18 protein-coding genes are annotated in these 24,709 nt (G+C 50.9%); 6 read left to right on the top strand and 12 right to left on the bottom strand.

Features of this window, described 5'->3' with window-relative positions:
- Positions 1 to 229: 229 nt before the first annotated feature.
- The 5 genes from NSU01_RS09410 to NSU01_RS09390 all read left to right on the top strand — a co-directional run bounded on the left by NSU01_RS09410 (position 230) and on the right by NSU01_RS09390 (position 8,519).
- Entirely contained in the window at positions 230 to 2,887 is a 2,658-nt protein-coding gene (locus NSU01_RS09410) for a hypothetical protein (RefSeq protein ID WP_076242622.1), read from the top strand.
- 54 nt (positions 2,888 to 2,941) lie between these two features.
- Entirely contained in the window at positions 2,942 to 4,483 is a 1,542-nt protein-coding gene (locus NSU01_RS09405) for an efflux RND transporter periplasmic adaptor subunit (RefSeq protein ID WP_076242621.1), read from the top strand.
- Entirely contained in the window at positions 4,480 to 5,181 is a 702-nt protein-coding gene (locus NSU01_RS09400) for an ABC transporter ATP-binding protein (RefSeq protein ID WP_076242620.1), read from the top strand. Before NSU01_RS09405 ends, NSU01_RS09400 begins: the two co-directional genes overlap by 4 nt.
- A complete protein-coding gene (locus tag NSU01_RS09395) occupies positions 5,178 to 6,350 on the top strand; it encodes an ABC transporter permease (RefSeq protein ID WP_076242619.1) in 1,173 nt (390 codons plus the stop codon). The genes NSU01_RS09400 and NSU01_RS09395 overlap by 4 nt, the downstream gene beginning before the upstream one ends.
- A gap of 564 nt (positions 6,351 to 6,914) precedes the next feature.
- Positions 6,915 to 8,519: a diguanylate cyclase gene (locus NSU01_RS09390; RefSeq protein ID WP_052421739.1), complete on the top strand. Its 1,605-nt coding sequence runs from the start codon at positions 6,915 to 6,917 to the stop codon at positions 8,517 to 8,519.
- A 78-nt stretch (positions 8,520 to 8,597) separates the two neighbouring features.
- Here NSU01_RS09390 and NSU01_RS09385 read toward each other — a convergent pair whose 3' ends face one another.
- Both NSU01_RS09385 and NSU01_RS09380 read right to left on the bottom strand, forming a co-directional pair.
- On the bottom strand, positions 8,598 to 9,542 hold the full coding sequence (locus tag NSU01_RS09385) for an alpha/beta hydrolase (RefSeq protein ID WP_076242618.1): 945 nt from the start codon (positions 9,540 to 9,542) through the stop codon (positions 8,598 to 8,600).
- Positions 9,543 to 9,579: 37 nt separating this feature from the next.
- The gene (locus tag NSU01_RS09380; protein WP_076242617.1) at positions 9,580 to 10,434 is read right to left on the bottom strand and encodes an SDR family oxidoreductase; all 855 of its coding nucleotides are present in this window, start codon (positions 10,432 to 10,434) and stop codon (positions 9,580 to 9,582) included.
- 175 nt (positions 10,435 to 10,609) lie between these two features.
- Here NSU01_RS09380 and NSU01_RS09375 point away from each other — a divergent pair, with 175 nt between their 5' ends.
- Positions 10,610 to 10,987 carry a MerR family transcriptional regulator gene (locus NSU01_RS09375; protein ID WP_039310237.1) on the top strand — a complete coding sequence of 126 codons (378 nt, stop codon included), beginning with the start codon at positions 10,610 to 10,612 and terminating at the stop codon, positions 10,985 to 10,987.
- 83 nt (positions 10,988 to 11,070) lie between these two features.
- On the opposite strand, the gene pulA is transcribed toward NSU01_RS09375, so the two are convergent.
- The 10 genes from pulA to NSU01_RS09325 all read right to left on the bottom strand — a co-directional run bounded on the left by pulA (position 11,071) and on the right by NSU01_RS09325 (position 24,661).
- On the bottom strand, positions 11,071 to 13,473 hold the full coding sequence (pulA, locus tag NSU01_RS09370; RefSeq protein WP_076242616.1) for a type I pullulanase: 2,403 nt from the start codon (positions 13,471 to 13,473) through the stop codon (positions 11,071 to 11,073).
- A 411-nt stretch (positions 13,474 to 13,884) separates the two neighbouring features.
- Positions 13,885 to 14,958: an IS200/IS605 family element RNA-guided endonuclease TnpB gene (gene tnpB, locus NSU01_RS09365; protein WP_076242615.1), complete on the bottom strand. Its 1,074-nt coding sequence runs from the start codon at positions 14,956 to 14,958 to the stop codon at positions 13,885 to 13,887.
- Positions 14,959 to 14,967: 9 nt separating this feature from the next.
- Positions 14,968 to 15,366: an IS200/IS605 family transposase gene (tnpA, locus tag NSU01_RS09360; RefSeq protein WP_156123092.1), complete on the bottom strand. Its 399-nt coding sequence runs from the start codon at positions 15,364 to 15,366 to the stop codon at positions 14,968 to 14,970.
- A 154-nt stretch (positions 15,367 to 15,520) separates the two neighbouring features.
- Positions 15,521 to 16,762 (bottom strand): MFS transporter, encoded by a 1,242-nt coding sequence (locus NSU01_RS09355; RefSeq protein ID WP_256703743.1) that lies wholly within the window; start codon positions 16,760 to 16,762, stop codon positions 15,521 to 15,523.
- A gap of 181 nt (positions 16,763 to 16,943) precedes the next feature.
- Entirely contained in the window at positions 16,944 to 18,656 is a 1,713-nt protein-coding gene (ptsP, locus tag NSU01_RS09350; protein WP_042135030.1) for a phosphoenolpyruvate--protein phosphotransferase, read from the bottom strand.
- Positions 18,649 to 18,924 carry an HPr family phosphocarrier protein gene (locus tag NSU01_RS09345; RefSeq protein WP_039309348.1) on the bottom strand — a complete coding sequence of 92 codons (276 nt, stop codon included), beginning with the start codon at positions 18,922 to 18,924 and terminating at the stop codon, positions 18,649 to 18,651. The genes ptsP and NSU01_RS09345 overlap by 8 nt, the downstream gene beginning before the upstream one ends.
- A gap of 98 nt (positions 18,925 to 19,022) precedes the next feature.
- Positions 19,023 to 21,080: a glucose-specific PTS transporter subunit IIBC gene (gene ptsG / locus NSU01_RS09340; protein WP_042135028.1), complete on the bottom strand. Its 2,058-nt coding sequence runs from the start codon at positions 21,078 to 21,080 to the stop codon at positions 19,023 to 19,025.
- A 241-nt stretch (positions 21,081 to 21,321) separates the two neighbouring features.
- The gene (locus NSU01_RS09335; RefSeq protein ID WP_076242614.1) at positions 21,322 to 22,200 is read right to left on the bottom strand and encodes a PRD domain-containing protein; all 879 of its coding nucleotides are present in this window, start codon (positions 22,198 to 22,200) and stop codon (positions 21,322 to 21,324) included.
- Between the two features lie 141 nt (positions 22,201 to 22,341).
- Positions 22,342 to 23,961 (bottom strand): hypothetical protein, encoded by a 1,620-nt coding sequence (locus NSU01_RS09330; RefSeq protein WP_076242613.1) that lies wholly within the window; start codon positions 23,959 to 23,961, stop codon positions 22,342 to 22,344.
- The gene (locus NSU01_RS09325) at positions 23,954 to 24,661 is read right to left on the bottom strand and encodes an ABC transporter ATP-binding protein (RefSeq protein ID WP_042234087.1); all 708 of its coding nucleotides are present in this window, start codon (positions 24,659 to 24,661) and stop codon (positions 23,954 to 23,956) included. The genes NSU01_RS09330 and NSU01_RS09325 overlap by 8 nt, the downstream gene beginning before the upstream one ends.
- Positions 24,662 to 24,709: the final 48 nt, after the last annotated feature.

Genomic DNA, 24,709 nt, shown 5'->3' with positions numbered 1-24,709 from the left:
ATGTCTATTTATTATATGCAATAACGGCGCTTTTGACAAGTTGCACAATTTTAGGTTAATTTTTATCTTCCTTTAAGCTTCCTTTAAGCTTCAGCGCGGTTTTGGGGGCTTTTTTTCAGCGAACGTTCAGCCGAATTTGATATTTTCCCTTTTGAGATAAGCCTGGCTGTCCTCATTAGAACAGGGCGGCTTTTGAATAGTATCGGCTTTTATACAGGGAGGGAAATTCATGCTTAAACGAAGAAAAGCATTTGTTCTGCTGTTACTCAGTACATTTGCTGCAAGTCAACTCGCGGGGAGCGCGGGAACCACGGCGTTTGCTGCCTCGGCCAGTACAACCACTGCCAAAACAGCTGCCACAGTAACGGAAGTCTCCAGTCTTACAGGCCTCAGCGCAATCAAGCTCAGCACCACGCTTAGTGTGAAGCTGGGCAATGTAGGCATTCAGAGCCAAACCGGCGGAAATATTCTTACTTATACACTCACCTATACTAACAATGCAAGCAGCAGCGTCAATATGGTCAATTATTTCTCCAAAATCGTGACTGCCGGCGGCAGCATCATTAAGGGAATCCCGGTCAGCGCAGACAGTGCTGTCAAAAAGATCGCTGCGAAGCAGAGCACCAGCATTACATATTATGCGAATATTGGAACAGCCGCCTCGGCCAAAGGGCTTAAAGTCAACATGTACGGCTGGAACTTCAGTGCCGCCAATTATGAACAGCGCATAGGCACTTTTACCGTTCCTTCTAACTACTCGCTGTCCGCCCTTACAGGTGAGACCCGCAAAGTTGAACTTGGCAGCATACCGGTCAACACCAAAGCTGAGTCTGCACAAATCTACAAATATAACGGCAAGGTCTATGCCAAGGTTGGACTCAGTATAACGAATCTGGGCACCAAAGTACTCACAGACCCGGGCTACAGCCTGTACCTGAAATCCTCGGGCGGCTCTACCTTCACGCTCACGCTGGATGACAGCAGCTCCGAATACAAGATTCAGCCCCAGGAGAAGAAGACGCTCTACTATATGACTGAGATTCCCTCCTACATGAACGTCACCAAGATGACGCTGCAGATCGCCAAGCTGGATGAAGGGCTGAAGCTCTATCTTCCGGTCTCCTCCTATTCCCTTCCTGCTGCGGGTACAGCTGATTTCACCGTGGCGGCCGGCTATACCAAGAAGATCTCCATCGACAGCAATATTGTAGACATGAAGCTCGCGGACGCAAGTGTGCATGCAGACAATGGCAATGCCGTATGGAGTTATCAGCTCACCCTTAAAAATGCCGGCACCAAAGCAGTGACTTTGCCTGCGTATGAGCTTGCTGTCAAATCCGCTGAAGGCTATACCTTCCCGGTAACAACAACTGCATTCAGCTCCCTTACCTTAAAGCCGCTGGAAGAGAAGCTGATTGAACTAACCGCCAGCGTTCCGCTTGAGCTGGCTCAGGATACGCTCGAACTGCAAATGGTTGCCCCTGCGGGCAGCAGCACCAGTAACACCAGTAGCACCAGTAGCACCGGCAGCAACAGCAGCAATGGCAGCAGTGAGACCAGCACCAGTTCAAGTAAAGTAACACTGCCTGTAGCCTATTTCAAAATCCCTTATTCCCTGGCAGGCAATACTCACATCGCTACAGAGAACAGCATTACCAACAGCTACGGCACCTTTGGCGTCACACTGAATTCCCTGCAGCGTCTGCCGTGGGGCAGCGAAGATATCGTACAGGCTAAGGTCACCATCAGCAATCATTCCTCCAAAACAATTACTCTGCCTGCACTTACCGGTGTGCTGAAAGTGGACCTGACGGATTTGAGCTCGTCCTCACAGCTATATACGGAGAGTACCAGCACGGTTCTTGCTCCTGGAGCCAGCACGCAAGTCTCGGTTCTTACCCGCGTGCCTTATACGCTCGATTTCAGCCAGGCCCAGATCATTCTTCAAGAAACTTCCGGCACCAGCACTACCCAGTTCCTCTCTCTTGGCACAACGGATGGGCTTAGCAGCGGTATTACGCCTCTGGCTGTGGGTGAATCGTTCAAGATTACATCGACCGGTAAAAAAGCCAGCGTGAAGGAACGTTCAACCCTTGTATACAGCGGAACCAGCAATAACCTCATATACAGTGAAGTAGAAATGAACAGTGAAGAAACCCGGCAGACTGACCTCTCCCGGCTGTATGGACAATTCAAAACCGCAGACGGACAGTATTTCGAGGCAACTGCGATCCAGTCGGAGAGTTCCACAAGTCCGGCAGGCAAGACTCTGGTTACATTCTGGGCTAATATACCGGCTGCCGTGGACACAAACGGCCTCCAGCTGTATGTCAGCCAGGAGATTGCAGACGGTAAGCTGACTTCAGCCGGAACCGCGGCTACAGCTTATGTGAATACATCAGCACTGACACTGGCTCCTGTGGTGCCTACGCCTGCTGGTAACCTGACTTCTGTGTCCCTGTATCCTTACACGCTGGCCATATCAAATTCTACAGGCACCATTACATCAGGCACCACCAGTCTTGCATTGGCATTTAACTACAATCTCTCGCGGGATACAACTTACCAGATGGGACCATTCGACCATAAGCTGATTCTGCACATTACTGACCCGTATGGACAATATTTCGAGAAAACGCTGTCCCTTGGAACGGATTTGGCAGTAGGAACTTATGGCTCCTACACAACGACCATTACCAACTCACTGTTCAAGAACTTAAGCGGAGGCACTTACAAGCTCACTCTGTACGACGAATTCCAAGGCCAGCGGACAGAGCTTGGCGGACAGGTCTACTCCGTCGATGTTGTGACCAAAGCAGCTTCAACTACGGATACCGGCACTACAGCGGCCGCAGGCAATGGCAGCACCGAAGCAAGCGGTTCGTAAGATTCTCAGGTACACCTGGCCCCTTATATTATTTGAGTAAGATGGAGGATCGGAATGAAAAAGAAGAAGAAAATGATTATCGCCTCAGCCGTTGTTGTTATTGCTATTGCAGGTATTCTGGGCTATGTATTATGGCCGGATCAGAACCCGCAGGTCAATGCCGCTCCCATGAACACCTCAATGGTGACCAAGGGAAATATCCTCGTTGGTGTCTCCGGCTCTGGTTCCGTTTCGGCAATCAACAGTGAGAGCATCCGCACCAAAGAAGCCGGTGAAGTGGATACAGTCATGGTTAAAAAAGGCGATGTCGTCAAAAAAGGCGATGTGCTGATTACCTTTGTGGCGGGCGATTTCAACGACAAGCTGAAGGAAGCCAACAAATCGCTGGAGAACCTCAAAACCGAGCTTACGAACAAGCAGGAAAACTACAAAACGATCGCGATGAATAATGCTACAGATGAAGAGCTGGAATCGGCAAAAACAGCTATTGATAAAGCCAAAAGCGATATTGCCGATCAACAGGATTCCATTGCTGCCATCTATGAGGATATGGTTCCGCCAGATCCGTTAACGGCTCCTATCGACGGAACGATTACAGCTGTAAATATTACGGACGGCGAACAGGCTCAGAATGGTACAGAGCTGTTCACCATGACTGACTACGTTAATTTGAGCGTAACTGTACAGGTGGATGAACTGGATATTCCTCAGATCAAGCTGGATCAGGTGTCAACGATTACGCTGGATGCGCTTGAGGATAAAGAGTTTGCCGGCAAGGTTATTGATATCGCCAAGGAAGGAACCTCCTCAAACGGCGTCTCCCTGTTCAATGTCACTGTAGGCTTGAATAACTCTGAGGGAGTACTGGTCGGCATGTCCGCAGAAGTGGCGATTACCATTGAAGAGAAAAATGATATTCTGACCGTGCCGATCGAGGCGGTATCCGAAGTGAACGGCAAATACTACGTGAATGTACCTGTGACCGAAGGCGGAGAATCTGCGGCAACGGACAGCGGTGCCGCAGGCGGTCAGGCTCCGAGCGGCGATTTGGTGGGCGGTCAGGCTCCGAGCGGCGATGCGGCGGGCGGTCAGGCTCCGGGCGGTGATGTGGCAGGCGGGCAAGCTCCGAGCGGTGATGCGGCGGGCGGTCAGGCTCCGAGCGGTGATGTGGCAGGCGGCCCTCCTAGCGGTGAATGGCAAGGCGGAGAAGGCCAGACCGGCGGCCGGGGCATGCGCAGCGGCGGTTACGGCGGCGGTGGTGGTGGCGGCTACGGCGGAGGCGAGTTCCCGGGCGGCGCATCCGGCGGCAGAACCGCAGCAAGCTTAGCATCCGGCCAGAAACGGGTTGCCGTAGAGGTAGGCATCCACAATGAGAGCAGCATCGAAATCGTGAGCGGCTTAAATGAAGGTGATGAAGTGATCATTCCTACTGTGATCTCTACAGGCAACACTTCCACCCAGCAGACACAGATGCAAGGCGGTATGGGCGGCGGCTTCGGCGGTGGCGGAATGACCGGCGGCTTCACTGGCGGCGGTGCTGGGGGCGGAATGACGGGCGGCGGAGGCGGCTTCTCCGGAGGCGGTGGCGGACGATGAGCACCTCCGAACCGTTAATCCGGGTTCAGAACATGCAGCACAGCTATACCATGGCCGGAGAATCAATGGCGATACTCAAGGGCCTGACCTTCAACATCGATTACGGTGAGTTTGTTGCGATCATCGGACCCTCAGGCTCGGGCAAGTCGACCCTAATGAACATGCTGGGATGCCTGGATGTTGCTAATGAAGGTGATTATTTCCTGGACGGCCAGGAAATCCGCAAGCTGTCAGACAACAAGCTGGCCCAGATCCGCAACGAGAAAATCGGCTTTATCTTTCAAAACTTCAATCTGCTGCCGAAATTATCGGCAGTAGAGAATGTGGAGCTGCCCCTTATCTACCGGGGAATGTCTCACCGGGAACGCCGAGAGGTTGCCCGCAATGCTCTGGTCAGGGTAGGCCTGGAGAGCAGAATTGATCATCGTCCGTCCGAGCTGTCCGGGGGTCAGCAGCAGCGTGTGGCAATCGCCCGCGCCCTTGCCGGCACTCCTCCTATCCTGCTTGCCGATGAACCGACTGGTGCGCTTGATTCCAAGACAGGTAAGGAAGTTCTGGAGATGATCAAGGCGCTTAATGAACAGGGACATACTATTATTCTAATCACGCATGACCTTGAAATCGCCGAGCAGGCCAAACGGATTATCCGGATTCAGGACGGGGATCTCGTTGAGGATCGGAAGGTGTCCCACTCATGATGTTGTATCAAAGCATGAAAATGGCTTTTAAAAGTATTCTCAGCAGTAAAATCAGAGCCTTCCTCACAATGCTGGGCATCATTATCGGTGTATCCTCAGTAATCGCCCTCGTCTCGGTAGGACAGGGTACGACTTCGCAGATTACGGAATCCTTAAGCTCTCTTGGAACCAACCAGCTGACGGTTAACATTATGGGACGCGGGGCAACGACTTCCTTAACCTACGAGGAAGCTCTGGCACTTGGAGAGATTGAAGGGGTGGAGAATGTATCTCCCGTAATCACGGGGAATGTTACCGCCAAGAATGGGACCGAGAACGTTTCAGTATCCGTTGAAGGGATAACACCTGCCTATGAGGAAGTCCAGGATTTCCATGTGCAATCCGGACGGTTTCTGCTGGAGATTGATACAGATTACCGTCAAAAGGTAGCCTTGATCGGAACAGATACGGCTGAGGATCTGTTCGGCACGGATGACCCTGTGGGCAAAAAGGTACAGCTCAACGGAAGCAGCTTCAAAATCGTCGGTCTGCTGGAGAGCAAAGGCTCAACCAGCGGCGGCTCCAGCGACGAGAAGATTCTGATTCCTATTTCAACCGCTGAACGGTTCCTGCAGAGTAAGGGGGTCCGCTCGATTACCATCACAACTACTTCCAACGATAATGTGGAGGATGTAAAAACCGAGCTGGAGTCTACGCTCGATGCCAAATTCAGCGGTGCGGAGAACTCCTACTCTGTCTTCGATTCTCAGGAAATGCTGGAAACGGTAAACGAGACCAGTGATACGCTCTCTATGGCACTTGGCGGCATTGCCGGCATTTCCCTGTTCGTCGGCGGCATAGGAATCATGAATATCATGATTGTCTCCGTTAACGAGCGGACGCGGGAGATCGGAATCCGCAAGGCAATCGGGGCCAAAAAAATCAACATCATGATGCAATTCATGATTGAGTCTGTAGTCTTAAGCGGAACAGGGGGCCTGATCGGAGTCGGGCTGGGGCTTGGTGCCAGCTGGGCCGTGGGGAAATATACAACCATGAATGTGGCGACATCCTGGAACATGGTCCTGATCTCCTTCACATTCTCCCTGATCATCGGAGTTGTCTTCGGAATGATCCCTGCTAACAAGGCAGCCAGGATGCGGCCTATCTACGCGCTGCGAAACGATTAGCATTCCTGTATTAACGAGCCTTATATCTTATTTACTCCATCCGTCCGTCTCACATTTGGTTGAGGCTGGCGGATTTTCCTGTTCCATCCAACCCCTCCGGGTAAACTGGAGCTGTTTCAGCAAAATTAACTTTTAATTGATCCCGGGAGGGTATCGTTTGCAATAAATGTGGGTAATAGGTCTCAAGGGTAGAATACTTATAGTAGTCAGTTATACATAAATCTTCGTATAAGTAGCACGTTATATGTCTCAAGCAATTTCCTTCCCGGTTTCCCGGTTCGCTTGACGACCCGTAAACCCGGCAGCAGGAGATGATGAGGCTTATTATTTTTTTCAGCAATTGCTCTGCATGAAGGTAGTCCTATATACTGGTGAAAAGAAACCGCGGTTAAACCGGGATTTTTTCTTTCATTTCCCTCCTTCTTCCCCTGCTTTTAGGACTCGCTAACATAAACTCTCTTTATCATGCCAGCAAACAGCCATTTGCCGCATAAGGATAAATTCCGCATGCACCCAAGGTACACCAATGAGATTCGCAAAGTTCTATGCGGGGAGAGGATGACAGTGGCAGTTTTTTCCGAAATCACAAGTACACGCAGATTAATCCTATTATTCACATCCATCTCCGTTCTTTTGGTTGGCGTCAGCGTTGCCTCCCTGTTATATCTGAATTATACGATGAATAAACTATCGGATTCCTTATACAGTGATGTATACCAGAACTCCGAGCTCGTGCTGAATGCCGACCGTGATCTGCATCAGTCTGCCATCGCGCTTCAGACTTCGCTCAGCGGCAATATAACCGATGCGCAGCGCAGTGTGCTCTCGCAGGAGTTCGAGGACAATAATGCCCAGGCGCAGCAGCGGGTCAGTACTGCCCGTTATAATCTGGATTCTGTAGAGAGTCCATACAATGGAATGAAGCAGAGTGAGTTGCTGCTGGGTGAGCTGAGAAGTGAGCTGGAGCAGTTCGAGACCTCACTAGAGCTCTGGAAGGATAGCGGAAGGGAACTGATCTCGCAGCGGGTCCAGAGTGATTGGAACCCCGCGGCCTACTCCCCGCTGGCCGTTCATACCCAGCTCACCCAGGTAAGGGGGACGCTGGATACCGCCGAGGGTCTGATTGACAGCTATGCCCGGCAGGTTATTCTCGAGTTCAAGAATCTGAAAAGCTCGCTGTTTGCCGTCTATTCAGTATTCCTGTTCCTGCTGGTCCTGGTTATTATTTATCTCTGCCGCAGACTCATCTCATTGCAGAATGAAATGCTGGAAGAGAAATCACTATACCAGCTGATCGGCGAAACCATGTCCGATTTCATTATTTTGACCGATCACAATGGCCTGATCCTGTACGCATCCCCATCACATTCAAGTGTACTTGGGTATGTTCCAAGCAAGGGCGCCCCTCTCTCCAATTATATCCGCGAAGCCGAGATCTCCTGGGCCAAGCTGAAGAGTGTAGTTCAGGCTTCACCGCGGATTTCCGAGCTGCGTATGCGTTCGGCAGAAGGGCACTGGGTATGGCTGGAGACCAAAGTCACACCTATTCCGGGAAGCCGGGCTTTCCCTGCACAATTCATGCTGGTATCGCGTGAGATTACCCAGCGCAAGCAATATGAGGAACGGCTGCACAAGCTGGCCTTCTATGATCATTTGACTGCCATTCCCAACCGGGCACATTTCAAAATGTACATGGAGAATCTGATTAACCAGCCGGAGGAGCGCCGGCAGGAGATTGCCGTAGCCCTGCTGGATTGCGACCGGTTCAAGCAGCTGAATGATACGCTGGGCCATCTGGCAGGCGATGAATTCCTGCAGTTGCTCTCACGGGAGCTGCAGCAGACCGTTAAGGGCTCAGGCCAGGCGTTCCGCATCGGCGGTGATGAATTCGCGGTGGTGCTGCACCGGTTCACAAGTCCGGAAATGCTAGATGAAATGCTGGCGCGTCTGCTCCAGCTGTTCAATAAATCCTGGTCGGTCAACAAAGGCTCCAGCTTCCATACCTCTGCCAGCATTGGTGTAGCCCTCTATCCACAGCATGGCAGCAGCATCAATGATCTGCTCCGCGCCGCCGATCTGGCCATGTACCGCTCCAAGAATCATGGCGGCAATGAGGCCAATCTGTACAGCGAGAATGTGGATGAAAAATACACCCGCCAGCCGAAATAGCCTAAGCCCTTAGATAGAGGGGGCGCATTCCATAGCGAATGCGCCCCCTCTATCTGTTATGCTGAAGAAATCAGCTGTTTATTTGTATAAGGCATGCTTCAGAGCCGTGTAATATTCTTGCACAACTCTCTGGCTGATCTCCGCAGAAGGAAAGTATTCTTCGAACCCATGAAAACATCCGGGGTACAAATGAAATTCAGTCGGCACACCCGCCTGCGTGAGCCTTAACACATACTGAATCGTTTCATCGCGAAACGGATCTAAGTCACCGACGCAGGTGTATGTGGGCGGAAGTCCTGACAAATCGTCTGCCCGTGCCGGAGCGGCATACGGGGATTCTTGGCCTTGTTCTCCTAAGTACATTTCCCAAGCCAATTGGCTTTTGGCTCTGTTCCATACTCTGTCATCTGTTATTTCGTTACTGGACCTTGTAAGGAGCTGATCGTCAAGCATCGGATAGAGGGGCATTTGAAACATAATCGGAGGGCCGTTTCTATCTCTTGCCAGCAGGGAGAGAGCAGCCGTCAATCCGCCGCCGGCGCTTGGGCCGAATACTGCGATTCTGGATGAATCGCTTCCCAGTGATTCTGCGTTTTCGGAGAACCAGGTGAGTGCAGCATAGCAATCTTCGAGAGGAGCCGGAAACGGATGCTCCGGAGCCAGCCGGTAATCCACAGAAACAATGACACAGTCGAGCTCTGATACCAGCTGCTGCAGGGTAAAGTCCATCATATCGGCGGACCCCAGAATATATCCTCCGCCGTGAATATATAAGACACCCGGGAGAGATTGATTTTTCACTCTGGGCTCGTATATTTTGATGCGGACATCCGGCGCTCCTTCTGCACCTGGAACCTTTCTTTCTGAGATCAGCACTTCATCATTAAAGGGCAGAGATGCCGCCATTCCGGCAGTAAACTCCTGCATCTCTTTCCTCTGGGCTGCCAAATTCTCTCGCGTATATACAACTTTTGGTAGAGCAGCAAACATATTTTGAAGTTCCGGATGTACTTTATCCTCCATTGTCCAACCATCCTTTGTGAAGCAGAATTAGTATTCTTTATTGAATACCGGCTTGTCCATTTCGCCACGCTGTTTGCCCCAACAGCTCCCGCATGGTCTTCATGTACTTCTCTTCCGACTGGGACCATCTCAGCCCGGCTGTTTCTTCAGCGTCCGGACCTGCCAGATAGCGCAGCCGCTCAGACGGATCGCATGCAGCGGCATACACCTGATCTGCAGCCTGATTCTCATCTGAACTCTCAAACGGATAGTCCAGCATACAGTTCATCATATGTTCGTAATAAGGCTGGTACGCTTGCGGAACGGACAGGTTTTGAGTTGCGGCCATGGTGTTCGATGAGAAATTCGTAGTGATCATGGCTCCGGGTTCCACAAGCTTGACGGAGATATTCTGTGATTCCAGCTCGTACGAGAGTGATTCGGACAGCCCCTCAATGGCATGCTTGGTTGAGACATATACGGCCAGAAGCGGGTTGGAGGCAAAACCTACGTTTGAAGTGATATTGATGATTGTGCCGCCGCCTTCTTCGCGGAAATAAGGGGTGATTGCCTGAATGACGTTCATGACACCGAAGACATTCGTCTCGAAAATCCCGCGGGTAATGTCCATGGGGGTTGCCTCAAATATCGAGAGGATACTGACTCCGGCGTTGTTCACGACGGCGTCGATCCGGCCGAACCTGTTGATCCCTGCCGCAATGGCCGCCTCGATGGAAGCGGGCTTAGTAACATCAAGCCCGGTGACGAAAATCCGTTCGGGATTCTCCTCAGTCAAGCGCTGGTCCGGTTTGCGCATCGTCGCAATCACATTCCATCCTTCCTTCGCAAACTTCTTCGCTGTTGTATTTCCCAGTCCGGTCGAACTCCCGGTGATCAACACTGTTTTGGGCATTGAACATCCTCCTCATTAGTTTGTTGCTGCTCTCTCAGCTTAGCGGATTGAAGCGGCTCTAAGTCAAATCTATCAATTCAAGCCTTTTATATAGGGATAATATGGACTGGAGGCAAGTCCGGATTGTAGAATATACTAGAGTCACTCTAACATTCAATAGGCGGTGAAACATCTTATGGCGTATACGATTAGGGATATCGTTGAGAAAACGGGCATTACTGCATATACATTGCGTTATTATGAGAAGGAAGGCGTATTGCCGGCTGTTGACCGGGATACAAACGGGGTCCGCCAATTCAACGATCACTACATCGAGTGCGTTGAGACGGTTCAGGCTCTTCGTTCGACAGGGCTGCCGCTGTCAGAAATAAAACAATACGTTGAGCTGTACAAGCGCGGAGATCGTACACTGCACCTGAGAAAAACGATGCTGTTCACCCAAAAGAGCAAAGTGGAGGAACAATTAACACGGATGATAAAAATGCTGGAAAAGATCAATTACAAGCTCGCTTTAATCGATGCCCAAGAAAACAAGTTTGACAGACTTCCCTGATAAGTGAATTTTCATGGTGTGCCTTATAAAAAAAGCTGATCTGCCGTCCCCCGCGGGACGATACAGATCAGCTCTTATTCTATTTAACTGGTTCGCTGCAGCGGATCAGCCGCCTCACCGTCGTGCTCCAGCTTACGTTCCCGTATGGTTACTTTCAACACCTGCTCCTCGCTGCCGGAGCAGTCGATGAAGCGGTCTCCGGTACCGTCCTTCTCCTCCCAGTCATTCAGCCGGAGGATGTACCCGATAGACGCTGTGCCTGTCAGCACCTCGATCCGCGCTACTGCGTGACCGTCCTCCATGTGCTGGAAGTCCCGTTGTCCATCCTGAATGCCTGTACCCCATACCCAGAGATTCCAGCCCCGGTAATCGCCGTCCGGCCGTTCATAATGAACTTCGACTACCTTGGATCTCGGTTCAGGCTCGCCGTATTTATCGTAGAGCACCATCATAGACAGCCCGGCCACTTCAATACTGCCGTTCTCCGTCTGCCGGAAGGCCTCCGCTCCTGCATGGGTATGATCGACAACGATATTCCAGCAGCCGGAGGATTCAGGCAGACACTGGGTTACCGGTCCCATATTTGCATTGTAAATCACGACAATATTTTTCCAACCATCGCCGCCGGCATGATTCTTCAGCACATAGGCAATGACTCCGCTGTCACAGCGCAGGAACTCAAGGCTGCGCTCTATCTCCTGACGTCCATGCAGACGGAAAGCCGGATGTCCCCGCCGCAGCTCAATCAGTCCTTTGTAATATTGAAAGACGGGAATGAACTTCTTCTTGTTCTCCCAGCGGATGGCATTGATGCAGTCAGGACTGCGGTAGCTGTTATGGTCCCCGTATTTGCTGCGCAGAAGCTCATCACCGGCGTGCAGGAACGGTATTCCCTGCGAGGTCAGGATAATCCCGTTAGCCAGCAGAGAGCGCCGTACAGTCTCATTCTCCAGTACATCAAGGGTATCAATCGCGAAATACGGGTCAGCCTGCTCCACAGCGGTTTCCAGATCCCCGCCGCTCCGCAGCCTGCCATTCTCAAGCTCCAGTAAACGCGCTTCCTGGCGTAATCCCTGGGTAGCGAGAATTTTGTCCCACAGATTGAGATTATCATGTGCCGTTACATAGTTCACTGTCTCTACAGGCGAATCGGTGAACTCATGTATGGCCCCCTTGATCCCGGAAGCAACCGCACCTTCTTTACCGTATTCTCCGGTAGCGAAGCCCTTACCCCAGCCGTCACTGTCTCCCTTGATAGCAGACCGGAAGTTATCATTGAAGACGGCATAACCTTTGCCGCGCTGCACACCCTTCAGGGTCTTGGTGGCAAGCGGAGAGTCTCCGCCTGTCCAGGGCTCACCGTAGAGCAGCAGATTCGGATTAATCTCCAGCCGCAGCTCTTCCGTGATCTCGCGCATGGTCACACTGTCCATCAATCCCATCAGATCGAAGCGGAAACCGTCGATATGATACTCTGATGCCCAGTAGGACAAGGAGTCTTTAATGTATTTGCGGACCATCGGCTGCTCGGTAGCCAGCTCATTGCCGACACCCGAGCCGTTGGAGAGCCGTCCGCTATAGTCATGGCGGTAGTAATAATCCGGCACCAGCGGCTGGAAGGGCCCTTTTTCTATAGAATACGTATGGTTGTAGACCACATCCATAATGACAGAGATACCACGGCTGTGCAGGGCCTGCACCATCTCCTTGAACTCACGGATACGGGTAGGCGGACTGGCCGGGTCTGTGCTATATGAGCCTTCAGGTACATTATAGTGCTGAGGGTCATAGCCCCAATTGTAGTCTGTGAATAGCGGAGATCTCGGTGCTTCACCGGGAGCCTTCAGCTCATCCACCGTCTGGAAGTCGAATACCGGCAGCAGATGCACATGCGTAATCCCCAGCTCAGCCAGATGGTCTATGCCCAGTGCATGACCCGCAGCATCCCTCAGTCCCAACTCAGTGAACGCCTTGAATTTCCCCTTATGGGTAAGACCCGAGCTCTCATGAGCCGAGAAATCACGTACATGCAGCTCATAAATTACAGCATCAGCCGGATGCGGCAGAGCAGGAGAAGTGTCCTGATCCCAGCCAGCCGGATTCGTATCCTGCAAATCGATGACCGCCGTCCGCACACCATTAGCCGATACAGCCGTTGCATAAGGGTCTGCAGCTTCGTTGATGCTTCCGTCCGCAAATACAGCCCGGTACATATAATACCTGCCCTTAAGATCACCGGAAACCCTGACTTCCCAGATTCCACCGTCTGAGCGCTGCATGTTGATAATCCGGCCGCTGTCCTTGTAATCTCCGGTATGACCGGCTGAGATGCCATTCCCGCCGGTAGCATACAGCACCAGCGATACTGCAAACGCGGTCGGCGCCCAGACTTTAAACATACTGTACTCCGCAGAATACGTTAAGCCGAGGTCTTTGCCTTCATAGGTCTCCATTACTGATTCTGCATTTATATAATTGCTGCTCATTCATATTCACCATCCTAATGCTCTCTGCCATCCGGCCGAAAACTGATCACTCTATTACAACCAAGCTATTTCCACATATCACCAATCTAATACTTGCACGGCTCTGCAAGCGGGTATTGCTGAGAATTCTTACTTACGGTTCATCTTATAATATGTAACATTATGTTCACAGGTTTGGGTTACAGGGTAGAATTGCATCTGCTTGCTATATCCTATATCGGCATGAAGTCCCGGGTATTTAAGCTCATGAGGTGACCGCTGCGAATCTACCCGGAAGTATACTTGTCCTGCTGCCAAATAACAACTGGTGAACTACACACCACCTAAGAGGTGGGTGCTTCTTGGTCAATAGAGCTACTGCTCCAAGTTTACCCAAGCTTATAGGCTAGTTCCTAACCCGCTAAGGGCCATTTACATGGCTAGTTGTAGAAGATTCAGTGCCGCATTCCGGTCTCTGTCATGCTCCGTATGACAGGCAGGGCAGGACCACTCCCGTACGGCTAGGTTCTTTACTTCTGCATTTTTGTAGCCACAGCAGGAACACAATTGACTGCTTGCAAAGTGTTTGGGAGCAATGATTAATTCTCTGCCGTACCATTTCGCTTTGTAGGTCAGCATGTCTCTGAACAGGCTCCAAGACACTTCGGATATGGCTTTGGCTAACTTATGATTCTGCATCATGTTCTTTTCACGCAAGTCCTCCATCACGATCACTTGGTTTTCGTTTATCATTTGGGTGGACGTTTTGTGTAAAAAGTCTTTCCGTTGATTCGCTATTTTTTCATGCAGTCTGGCGACCTTCAGCCTTGCTTTATACCGGTTACGGCTCCCTTTCTTCTTTCGTGACAAGTCCTTTTGCAGCTTGGCTAATCGTTGTTCAGACTTCCGCAAGTACTTCGGATTCGGTATGATTTCGCCATGTGAAGGAATCGCAAAGTCTTTCAACCCCAGATCCACACCGATCTTCGTCTCGAGTGGGGGCAATGGGATGATATCCGTTTCCACCAATACGGAAGTGTAATATTTTCCCGTGGGTGTTTTGGAAATGGTGCATGATTTAATACGTCCCTCGAATGGACGGTGCAGCTCGATTTTGATTTTCGTTTTTAGTTTGGGAATTTTGATCCTTCCCTCTGTAATGGCAATGGTTCCCTTCTGGTTATTGGTTGTGAAGCTATGGCTATTCTTCTTCTTGCTCTTGAATTTTGGAAATCCCGCGTTCGGTTCACGGAAAAAATTCTGATAAGCCTTCTCTAAGTGAAGCTGGGCATTGGCTAAGGCTAGACTATCCACTTCTTTCAGCCAGGCAAAATCCTTTTTGTATGGCGCAGGTGTCGTTTTGAGCATCGTTTCCGTTTGCTTGTAATGTTCAATCTTATCTGCAAGCATTCGATTGTAGATGAAGCGAACAGCGCCGAATACTTTAGTGAAGTACTGCTCTTGTTCATAGGTGGGATGGATTCGATACTTATAAGCCTTTAACACCTGCCCACCTCATTTCTGACCTTGAGATTCGATGTACTTCCGGATGACTTCAATCGGCGCACCGCCAGTCGTCAGTAGACAATAACTTCTGGACCAGAAATATTCCTTCCACAGCTGTTGACGAATTACAGGAAATTCTTTCTTAATTAGACGGGAGGATGCACTCTTATAAGCGTTCAGAAATTTAGAAATATCGCTATTGGGGTGAGCTTTCATTAGAATGTGAACATGATCCTTGTCATGCTTCCATTCCTGCAGGGTGATATTGTAATTAGGCTGAATAGACTCAAATATCTCTTGTAACCGATTCGAAATGTCATCGTCTATTACTTTTCTGCGGTACTTCACGACTAGAACAAGATGATAATGAAGAGAGAATACTGAATGATTATTTGTGTCTAATTCCACGGATATCACAACCCATTTCATAATACTACTGAATAGTTTTATTGTAATATTTTAGGTTGTATTTGTCTATGAGAAAGACCGCTGACATTCATCCCGCCACTTAGAGAAGTGGGGGAATTCTGACAGCTAACTGTTAAATGTTGTTTTGCTTCCTTTAGCGCTTACGCATGACCTTTCCGAACAGCGCCAGAATTGGAAGCAGCAGGAAGCCAGCAGCCAGAATGGAGGCCCTGATCGAAAAACGGCTGCCTATATAACCAACAACCGGACCGCCTGCGGACTGGCCGAGTGCATCCGATTGGCTAATCATCGACAGGACTGTTGCCCGGTTCCGGCTTGAAAGCTTCGAGTTCAGCCAGGTAGTGTAGATAGGATCGCTCACGGAGCCGGCCGCCCCCAGGAGAAGCACCGCAAAGATCGCGGCCGAGAAATTCGGCGCAAGCGCAAGCAGCAGGATGCAGCCCATGCGGATACAGGTCAGTATGAACAAAGCGGCAGAGACCTTTCGTTCCAGGAGCAGGTCCATTCTTTTCCCGGCAAAACGCACGGCCAGCATCCCCAACATTGTAGCCGCTGCACTGATCAGGCCGAACCATACCGCCATTGACACGGAGGCATCCGGGAAGCCGATTTCATCGATCAGGTGGATTTGCCACAGGCGGTCATACCCTTCAGACGCAGCCCCGTTAAATAATGTTACAACGGTCAGCAGCAGAAGCAGCGGGTGATGTCTGAGTACGGATACGCCGCTTACCCAGGTCTTGCCCAGTTCACGGATTGGTGAGGTGTGCGGCTCCCGCTCACGCCGGATAAAGCCCGTTTCCTTCATATAACGGATCAATACCAGCCCAAGTATGAAATAGACAGCCCCCCCTGCCAGAAACGGCATATTAGGCGCAAGCAGTGATAACCCTACACTGACAGCAATGCCCAGCAGAGATGCACTTAGCGCAAATACTTTGGAACGCATAAAAATTGCCCCCGTCTGCTCCTCATCCAGCTCGTCTACAATCCAGGCCGTGTCCGCCCCGCTGACAAACGTCCAGCCGATGCCATACAGCATCTGGGACATAAGCAGCCAGGCAAATGCAGGCAGCATGGAGGCCGGATGCATCATCCAGACAATACATCCTTCCAGTACAAAAGCACTTCCCAGCACGAACATTCCGATAATAACCGACAGCTTACGGCTGTATGTATCTGCTACAACACCTGTAATGCCTTCGAACACTAACACTGTTATCTCCAGAACCGTTCCAACCAGCACCAGCTGAAATGGATTTAACCCTAGCTCAGTGACGTAATAAATGCTGTAGGTTGTAAATATGGTGCTGCCCGCTAATGACATCATAAAAACCATGAACATATACAGCTGCGAGGCATTGAATTTCTGCAAAAATGGTTCCACCCTTCGGAAGTAATGGACTCATTATATATAATGCTGCCGGAATGGGCGGTTCCGTTCTTGCTGAAGTGGATGCATGCTCACAATTCAAAAAAAACCGGCCTCCTGTAACGGAGACCGGCTAAAGTAGTTGGAAAAGTGGAATTGCCTCAAACAGAAAACCAAAAACGAATTAATTCACACGGCTTTGCACAAGTGCGGCTACTTCCTCGGCAGTGCCGAGCTGCAGCGCCTGGGCAGCCATTTCCTTCATGTCAGCAGCAGACAGCTTGGCAATCTGGCTGCGTGCCGGAAGGATGGAGGTTGCACTCATGCTGAATTCATCCAGGCCAAGGCCGAGCAGCAGCGGAATCGCTGTAGCGTCGCCGGCCATTTCACCGCACATGCCGGTCCATTTGCCTTCGGCGTGTGCTGCATCAATGACGATTTTGACCAGACGCAGAATCGCCGGGTTATATGGCTGATACAGGTAGGATACCCGCTCATTCATACGGTCCGCAGCCATTGTATATTGAATAAGGTCATTGGTACCGATACTGAAGAAATCTACTTCTTTGGCGAACTGGTCAGCCAGTACAGCTGTCGAAGGAATCTCAACCATGATGCCCAGCTGGATGTTATCGGATACTTCCTTGCCTTCTTCACGCAGCTTGGCCTTCTCTTCCAGCAGCAGATCACGGGCTGCACGGAATTCGCCAAGAGTCGCGATCATCGGGAACATAATACGCAGATCGCCGTGGGCACTGGCTCTGAGCAGGGCACGCAGCTGGGTGCGGAAGATATCCTGACGGTCCAGACACAGACGGATGGCACGGAAACCTAGGAACGGATTCATTTCCTTCGGCAGATCCAGATAAGGCAGCTCCTTGTCGCCGCCGATATCCAGCGTGCGCACAACTACCGGCTTGCCTTGCATGTTCTCAAGCACGCTGCGGTAGGCATTGTATTGAATCTCTTCGGAAGGCAGCTTGTCGCGGCCCATATACAGGAACTCTGTACGGTACAAGCCTACGCCCTCGCCGCCATTCTCGATTACACCCGTTACATCATTCGGTGTACCGATATTGGCAGCCAGCTCTACATGCTTGCCGTCAGCCGACACGGTTGGTTCGTCGCGGAGCTTCTTCCACTCGGCAATCTGCAGATTGTAAGCTTCCTGCTTGGCGGTATATTCAGCGACTTCCGCTTCCGTAGGGTTGATTAGCACGTCCCCGTTCAGACCGTCGACAATAATCAGATCGCCGGCTTTGACGAGAGACAATACGTTCTTAGTTCCTACAACAGCCGGAATTTCCAGGGAACGGGCCATAATTGCGGAGTGGGAAGTACGTCCGCCGATATTGGTCGTGAAGCCCTTTACGAAATTACGGTTAAGCTGTGCTGTATCCGAAGGCGTCAGATCGAGTGCAATAACGATAACCTCTTCACTGATTTCAGCCGGGCTCACATAGTGAATGCCAAGCAGATGGTTCAGTACGCGTTTGGTTACGTCACGCATATCGGCTGCGCGCTCCTGAAGGTACGCGCTCTTCATGTTCTGGAACATTTCCACGAATTGATTAGCTACTTCATTCAAGGCATAGTCCGCATTAACCGATTCCTCGCGGATTTTATCCATTACAGGCGTGATCAGCTCGGGATCATCAAGAATCAGCAGATGGGATTCGAAGATCTCTGCTTTCTTCTCGCCGAGCTCTGCCAGTGTCCGCTCTTTGATGCTCTGCAGTTCGCCTCTGGATTTGTCCAGGGCGTCAGTCAGCTTCGCAAGCTCAGCGTCCACATCAGTGACCGCTGTTTTGGTAATGGTATAGTCCGGATGTTCCAGGATAAAGGCACGGGCTACTGCAATACCTGCGGAAGCCGCGATTCCTGAAATTTTACTCATGAACTTCTCCCAGCCCTTCTTTAACCATGATCTCCTGCAGTGCGCTGAGGGCTTCAGCTTCTTCACTGCCTTCAGTAATAAGGGTCAGGGTATCTCCTGCTTCAAGGCCAAGGGACAGAACGCCCAAGATGGATTTAAGGGTTACTTTTTTACCTTTGGCTTCCGCAAAAGCCTCAGTGCCTTTGAATTTTGTAGCTGTATTTACCAGCGCTGTTGCCGGGCGTGCGTGAATTCCATCTTCGTCAATGATTCTGAAAGTTGTTTGCATAATAATATCCAACTCGCTTTCTATTAATTAGGATAGTTGCTTATGGTGAAGGCCGCGCTCCCTTTAATTATAATGGAAGCGCTTCGCCTTTGCACATTTTACTGAATGGTGATGATATCCTTATCACCGATGGATACTTTGCCCGGTTTCTTCAGGGTGACAGAAGAGCCTTCAGGCAGGTTGGAGAAGATGACCGGAGAAATGACGGAAGGTGCATTGGCCTTCACATACTCCAGATCCACTTCCATAATCGGCTGTCCGGCAGCTACCAGATCGCCTTCTTCTACAAGAACCGTGAAGCCCTGGCCTTTAAGCTTAACGGTATTGACACCGATATGCACGAGTACTTCCTTGCCGCCGTCGGACATAATGCCGATTGCATGCTTGCTCGGGAAGACATTGAACACCTTGCCGTATACCGGCGAGGCAATCTTGCCGTCATCGGACAGGAAGGCGAAGCCGTCACCGGTCATTTTTTGCGAGAAGACCGCATCAGGAACCAGTGTAATATCCATCAGCTCGCCGTTTACAGGGGATACGATATCCTCAGGGATAATAGCCTCACCCTGCTCGCCGGCCTGCTTCTCAAGCTCCGGCTTCGGCGCTACAGGAGCAGCAGCCGGTGTTCTTCCGTTCATGACATCCTGAATCTGCGATTTGATGGTGTCCGAACGGGTACCGAAGATCGCCTGTACGTTGTTACCCACTTCCAGAACTCCAGAAGCACCCAGCTTCTTCAGCCGGTTCTTATCAACGCCCGCTTTATCCTTGACTTCAACACGAAGACGGGTGATGCAGGCATCCAGATGCGTAATATTCTCTTTGCCGCCCAGAGCGGACAGAATGTTGCGCGGCAGATCGTCGCCCGACTTCGATACACTCTCTGTGCTTATTTCTTCCTCGTCGTCAGATGCATCTTCGCGGCCCGGAGTCTTGAGGTTGAACTTGCGGATCACGAAGCGGAATCCAAAGTAGTAAATCACCGCGAGCACCAGACCTACCGGAATAACCAGCCACCAGGCTGTACGGTTCGGAATGACGCCGAACAGCACATAGTCGATGAAACCGCCGGAGAAGGTCATACCGATTTTGACATTAAGGATGTGCATGGTCATGAAGGAAAGACCTGCAAATACCGCATGTACAGCGAACAGCAGCGGAGCCACGAACAGGAATGAGAATTCCAGCGGCTCGGTAATACCTGTCAGGAACGAAGTCAGCGCTGCGGAAATCATCAAGCTTCCGACAACCCGTCTGTTCTCAGGTTTGGACTCATGATAGATCGCAAGGGCGGCTGCCGGAAGTCCGAACATCATGAACGGATATTTACCAGTGGTAAATGTACCGGCTGTGAAATCCACACCGTCACGAAGCTGCTGCATGAAGATCCGCTGGTCACCGCGGACCAGATCTCCTGCCTTGTCCACATAACTTCCGAATTCATACCAGAACGGCGAATAGAAGATATGGTGCAGGCCGAAAGGAATCAGGGAACGCTCGATGACCCCGAAGATAAAGGCCGACAGCGTCAGGTTGGTGTTGATCATACTCTGCGATACATAGTTCAGGCCGTGTTGGATCGGCGGCCATACCAGTGTGAGCGCAAGACCGAGAATCAGGGAAGTTACCGCAGTCATGATCGGTACGAAACGTTTACCCGCGAAGAAGCCGAGATAAGACGGCAGCTCTATACGGAAGAACCTTTTGTACATGGATGCGGCCAATATCCCCACCAGGATACCACCGAACACCCCTGTCTGCAACGTAGGAATCCCCAGCACGCTGGAGTAGGCGAAATCTTTCCAGGTCAGGACGTAGGCGTTGACGCCAACAACCGTACCCATGGTTACGTTCATAACCAGGAATCCGATGATAGCTGCCAGACCCGCTACACCTTCACCTCCGGCCAGCCCGATGGCTACGCCGACTGCGAACAGCAAGGAGAGATTATCAAATACAATTTGCCCCGAGTTCATCAATACGGTAGCAATAGCTTGAACTACATGATTTTCCAGTGCCGGCACATACTGCAGGAAATCCGGATTAACGAGCATGTTCCCGATCCCGAGCAGCAGCCCTGCTGCAGGCAGAATGGCAACGGGCAGCATAAGCGCTTTACCAACTCTCTGCAAAACGCCAAATAACTTTTTGAACATTGAGGTCACTTCCTAATCCTAAATTTCATTCAAAACAGAAGCCAAAAAAGGCATGAGCAATACAGCACACAGATTGTCGTCTAACGCTAACGTTAGAGTACCCCGAGTTGGGGCAAGACAACCATAATACTGTAAATCACTCATGCCTGATCGTATCAGTTACACGTTTGTATTCTGTTTTGTTAATAACAGGGATCATTGTAGCACTGATAATTTGAAGTTGCAAGCATTAATTAACAGGCTAAATGCTGTCCTGCTGTTCCATACCGGATTCATCTTCCTTCTTCTGGGCAAGACGCTGCAGATGAATCGTCAGATAACTCACCTCGGCAGGATATACCGGGATATGCACGCGCTGTTCGATAACCTTGGTCAGCTTCCAGGCAAGCATATACATCTCGGGATATTCACGTTTCATCAGCCCGTCAAGGGAGGAAGTCTCACGTACAGTCTCCCCCCGGCGCAGCCTCTCCAGCACAAAACGCAAATGAGTCACCAGACGTGAATAGTCCAGGGAGTCACGCGGAATGCGGTATTCGAGGTTATCCTCCACCAGTCCCACCATGTCCCCGATCAGCTGCGAATGCTGCTTAACCTCCGAGATATGCCGGTTGCTGAGTGCACTGACAATGTGAAGCGCCACAAAACCGATCTCATCCGGCGGCAGTGAAACCTTCATGGCTTCGTTAATCCGGTCCACTGCATATTCGGCCAGCCTGTATTCCTCCGGATAGATCTCCCGGGTCTCGTACAGAAAAGGATTATGTATGGCTATATGCTGTTCACTCCTGCGGATGGCAAAGGAAATATGGTCAGTGAGCGCGATATGGATATGCTCGTTAAGTGCCTGCCGGCTGCTCTGCATAATATGCAGGACGATCTCCTGGACCACCTCAATCAGCTTCTCGTCCACCTGGGGCACAAGCTGCTTATACTGCTCCTGCTCCTCCTGGCTCCGCAGGATGAACATTTTTTCCACAGAAGAGAGGTTGATCCGGTCCCGTGTCTTACGGTTGAAGCCGATACCCTTGCCAATGACCACTACCTCGGCATACTGGGGATGCTCGGCAATGATAACGTTGTTATTCAGTACCTTGGCCACTGTTATGCTGCTGCTCACTTGCGACACCTCTTTTAATTCTGAATACCCGATCTATTAAGGCAGCACGATACACGTATCAGCATGTGAAAATTAACCTTGAGCTACTATCATAACATCAAGAATCTCAAATTAGAAGTGTGCGGCAAAGAGCCGGGAGGCTCATTTCACCCGAAACGTCCGCCCTGAGAATTTGTAGACCAATATCAGGGCCGCCAGCATATAGACAACAGCAGAGAGTACTACGATAAAAGCAAAAATCCCTGGCTCGCTCTTGAACTGTATGGCTATAAAACCGGCTGCCAGCACGATACTGTTCACAATCGTAAAGAACGGATTCTTCACATTCAGCTCGGTACTGTACGGCTGGAAGATGTAATACATGAACAGATGATGCACCGAGAAGAACAGGGACAGTGCCACAATCGTCACGCAAAAGATAACCGCATCCGCTGCGCCCCAGTTCTCACCCGACAGCAGGATCAGCAGATTCACCCCCAGGCAGATCGCTGCCGCCGGAATCAGATTAAGCAGGCTGATGCGCAGCAGCCGGATCCGGAAGTTGCTCAGGATCGCCGACTGTTCACGGTAGAACCCGTAACGCAGCAGACTGAGATCACAGTTGTAGAACATAGCCTTGCAGACACGTTCACCGATGGAGGTGTAATTCATAAGGATCAGAAAGGTCGGCAAGGCACTGATCAGATAATGGGCCATTCTGTTAAAAGCTGCTTGTGAGAACAGCAGCGTCAGCAAAGCAGCTGCGAAGAGTGCGCCAATAATTACCAGACGCCGCTGCACTGGATGAATGAGTAACCGCCGGTGGCGCGAGAAAAAAATCGCATTAAGATAAGCATACCCGCTTTTACCTGCGAATTGTCCGGGGTTCAGTTGCTCCGCCGTGTACTGCTGCTCCCGGGTTGCGACATCCTTCACCCGCGCCTCCTTCATCATGCGTCCCATATCCAGCAGCGGATCATCAATTTTGGTAACGGCATCCACTGCATTGCGGTAATCCGGATAACGGGCGATGTAGACCGCACATAAGGCTCCCAGCACAGTGACACCAAGCACCAGAGGCAGACTGAACAACATGTGACTGTCCACCAACGCAAAGCCCGGGAGCAGAGGCACATAAGCCAGCAGGTAACCAGCACCAATGGCGGTCCAGACCCAGCTTGTTTTTTTGACTACGACAATGCCGTATTTATCAAAAATCCACAAATGCAGGGCCTCGCAGGCAATACGCCAGAAGGTCAGCAGCAGAGCAAGAACACCTCCCTGCCACAGCGGAGCCCCCAGAAGATTCCCGAAGACCATCAACGCCGGGATAAATGTTACCGCAAAGCTGATCCCGCGCAGCGTCAGCGTAACACGCATATATCTCTCCGCGGGGAGCCTCATCAGCTTCACGAAGATATACTTGTCCCGTTTGGGCTCTAGAATAACCGCGCTGGAAACTGCAGCGACCAGAAAGCTTAAACAGAGCAGGACCTGCAGGTACAGCTGATATTGTGCTGAAAGCGTTAAGGTTAATTCACTGCCTGCAAGCTTGACGGGCATATAAACCATAAGCCCCAAATAGGCAAACTTGGACAAGAAAGCCCAGATGGCTTTGAGGATATAGACAATTACCGATAAAGTCCGCTTAAGCGCCGTCTCAGCATAGGCCGAGGCCGGTAACAGCTTGCCGATAACGGGAATTTTTCTGAAATAGAATATCAGCCGGTTAGCGCCGGACATCCCGCGAATCTCCATGATCGCCTTCAGCGTGCTAATCATGGTCTCCATCCTTCAGCAGCGCGATAATCTGCTCCTCGAATTCCGGACTGCGCAGCGTTTCCGCGGGAATCTCACGGAGTGAGCCATTATTCAGAATCACCAGCTCATCACAGAGATCGGCAGCCAGCTGCAGAATATGGGTGGAGAAAATAATAATATGCTTCTGCTTCATCTCACGCAGCAGCTTCTTGATCTCCAGCGCGACCACTACATCAAAGGAGGTCAGCGGCTCATCAAGCAGAATCAGCGGCGGCCGGGAAATGATGAAGCAGAGCATCTGGATCTTGTTCTTCATCCCGTGGGAGTAGCCTTTGATCAGGCGGTGACGGTCCTCCTCCTCAAAACGGATGATATCAAAATACTCTTCGATACTTCTGCCCGGTTCAATTTTATCCTTATTGATATCCATGTAGAACTTCACAAACTCATACCCCGTTAAGAAATCCGGCAGAATCGGCAGGGAAAAGACATAGCCGATCTCCTCTTCGCGAAGCGGAAGACTCACTTCCTCCCGCCGCAGGAAAGCCCCGCCGCTGTCCATGCGTATCTCACCGCTGAGGCAGTTGAACAGTGAGGTTTTGCCGGCACCGTTGCGTCCCAGGAGCCCGTAAATCTTGCCTTGCTCGAAGGTGAAGTCAATTCCCTTCAGCACTTCCTTACCGTCAAAGCTCTTCCGTATATTATCCAAAATGAGCTCCATGCCTGCACCTCCGTTTCCTATTGCCCTAATTCTATAAAAAAGGTATGA

This window comes from Paenibacillus sp. FSL H8-0259 (genome assembly GCF_037963255.1).
Classification (GTDB): domain Bacteria; phylum Bacillota; class Bacilli; order Paenibacillales; family Paenibacillaceae; genus Paenibacillus_AQ; species Paenibacillus_AQ phytohabitans.
This window is presented reverse-complemented; position numbering and strand designations above follow the sequence as displayed.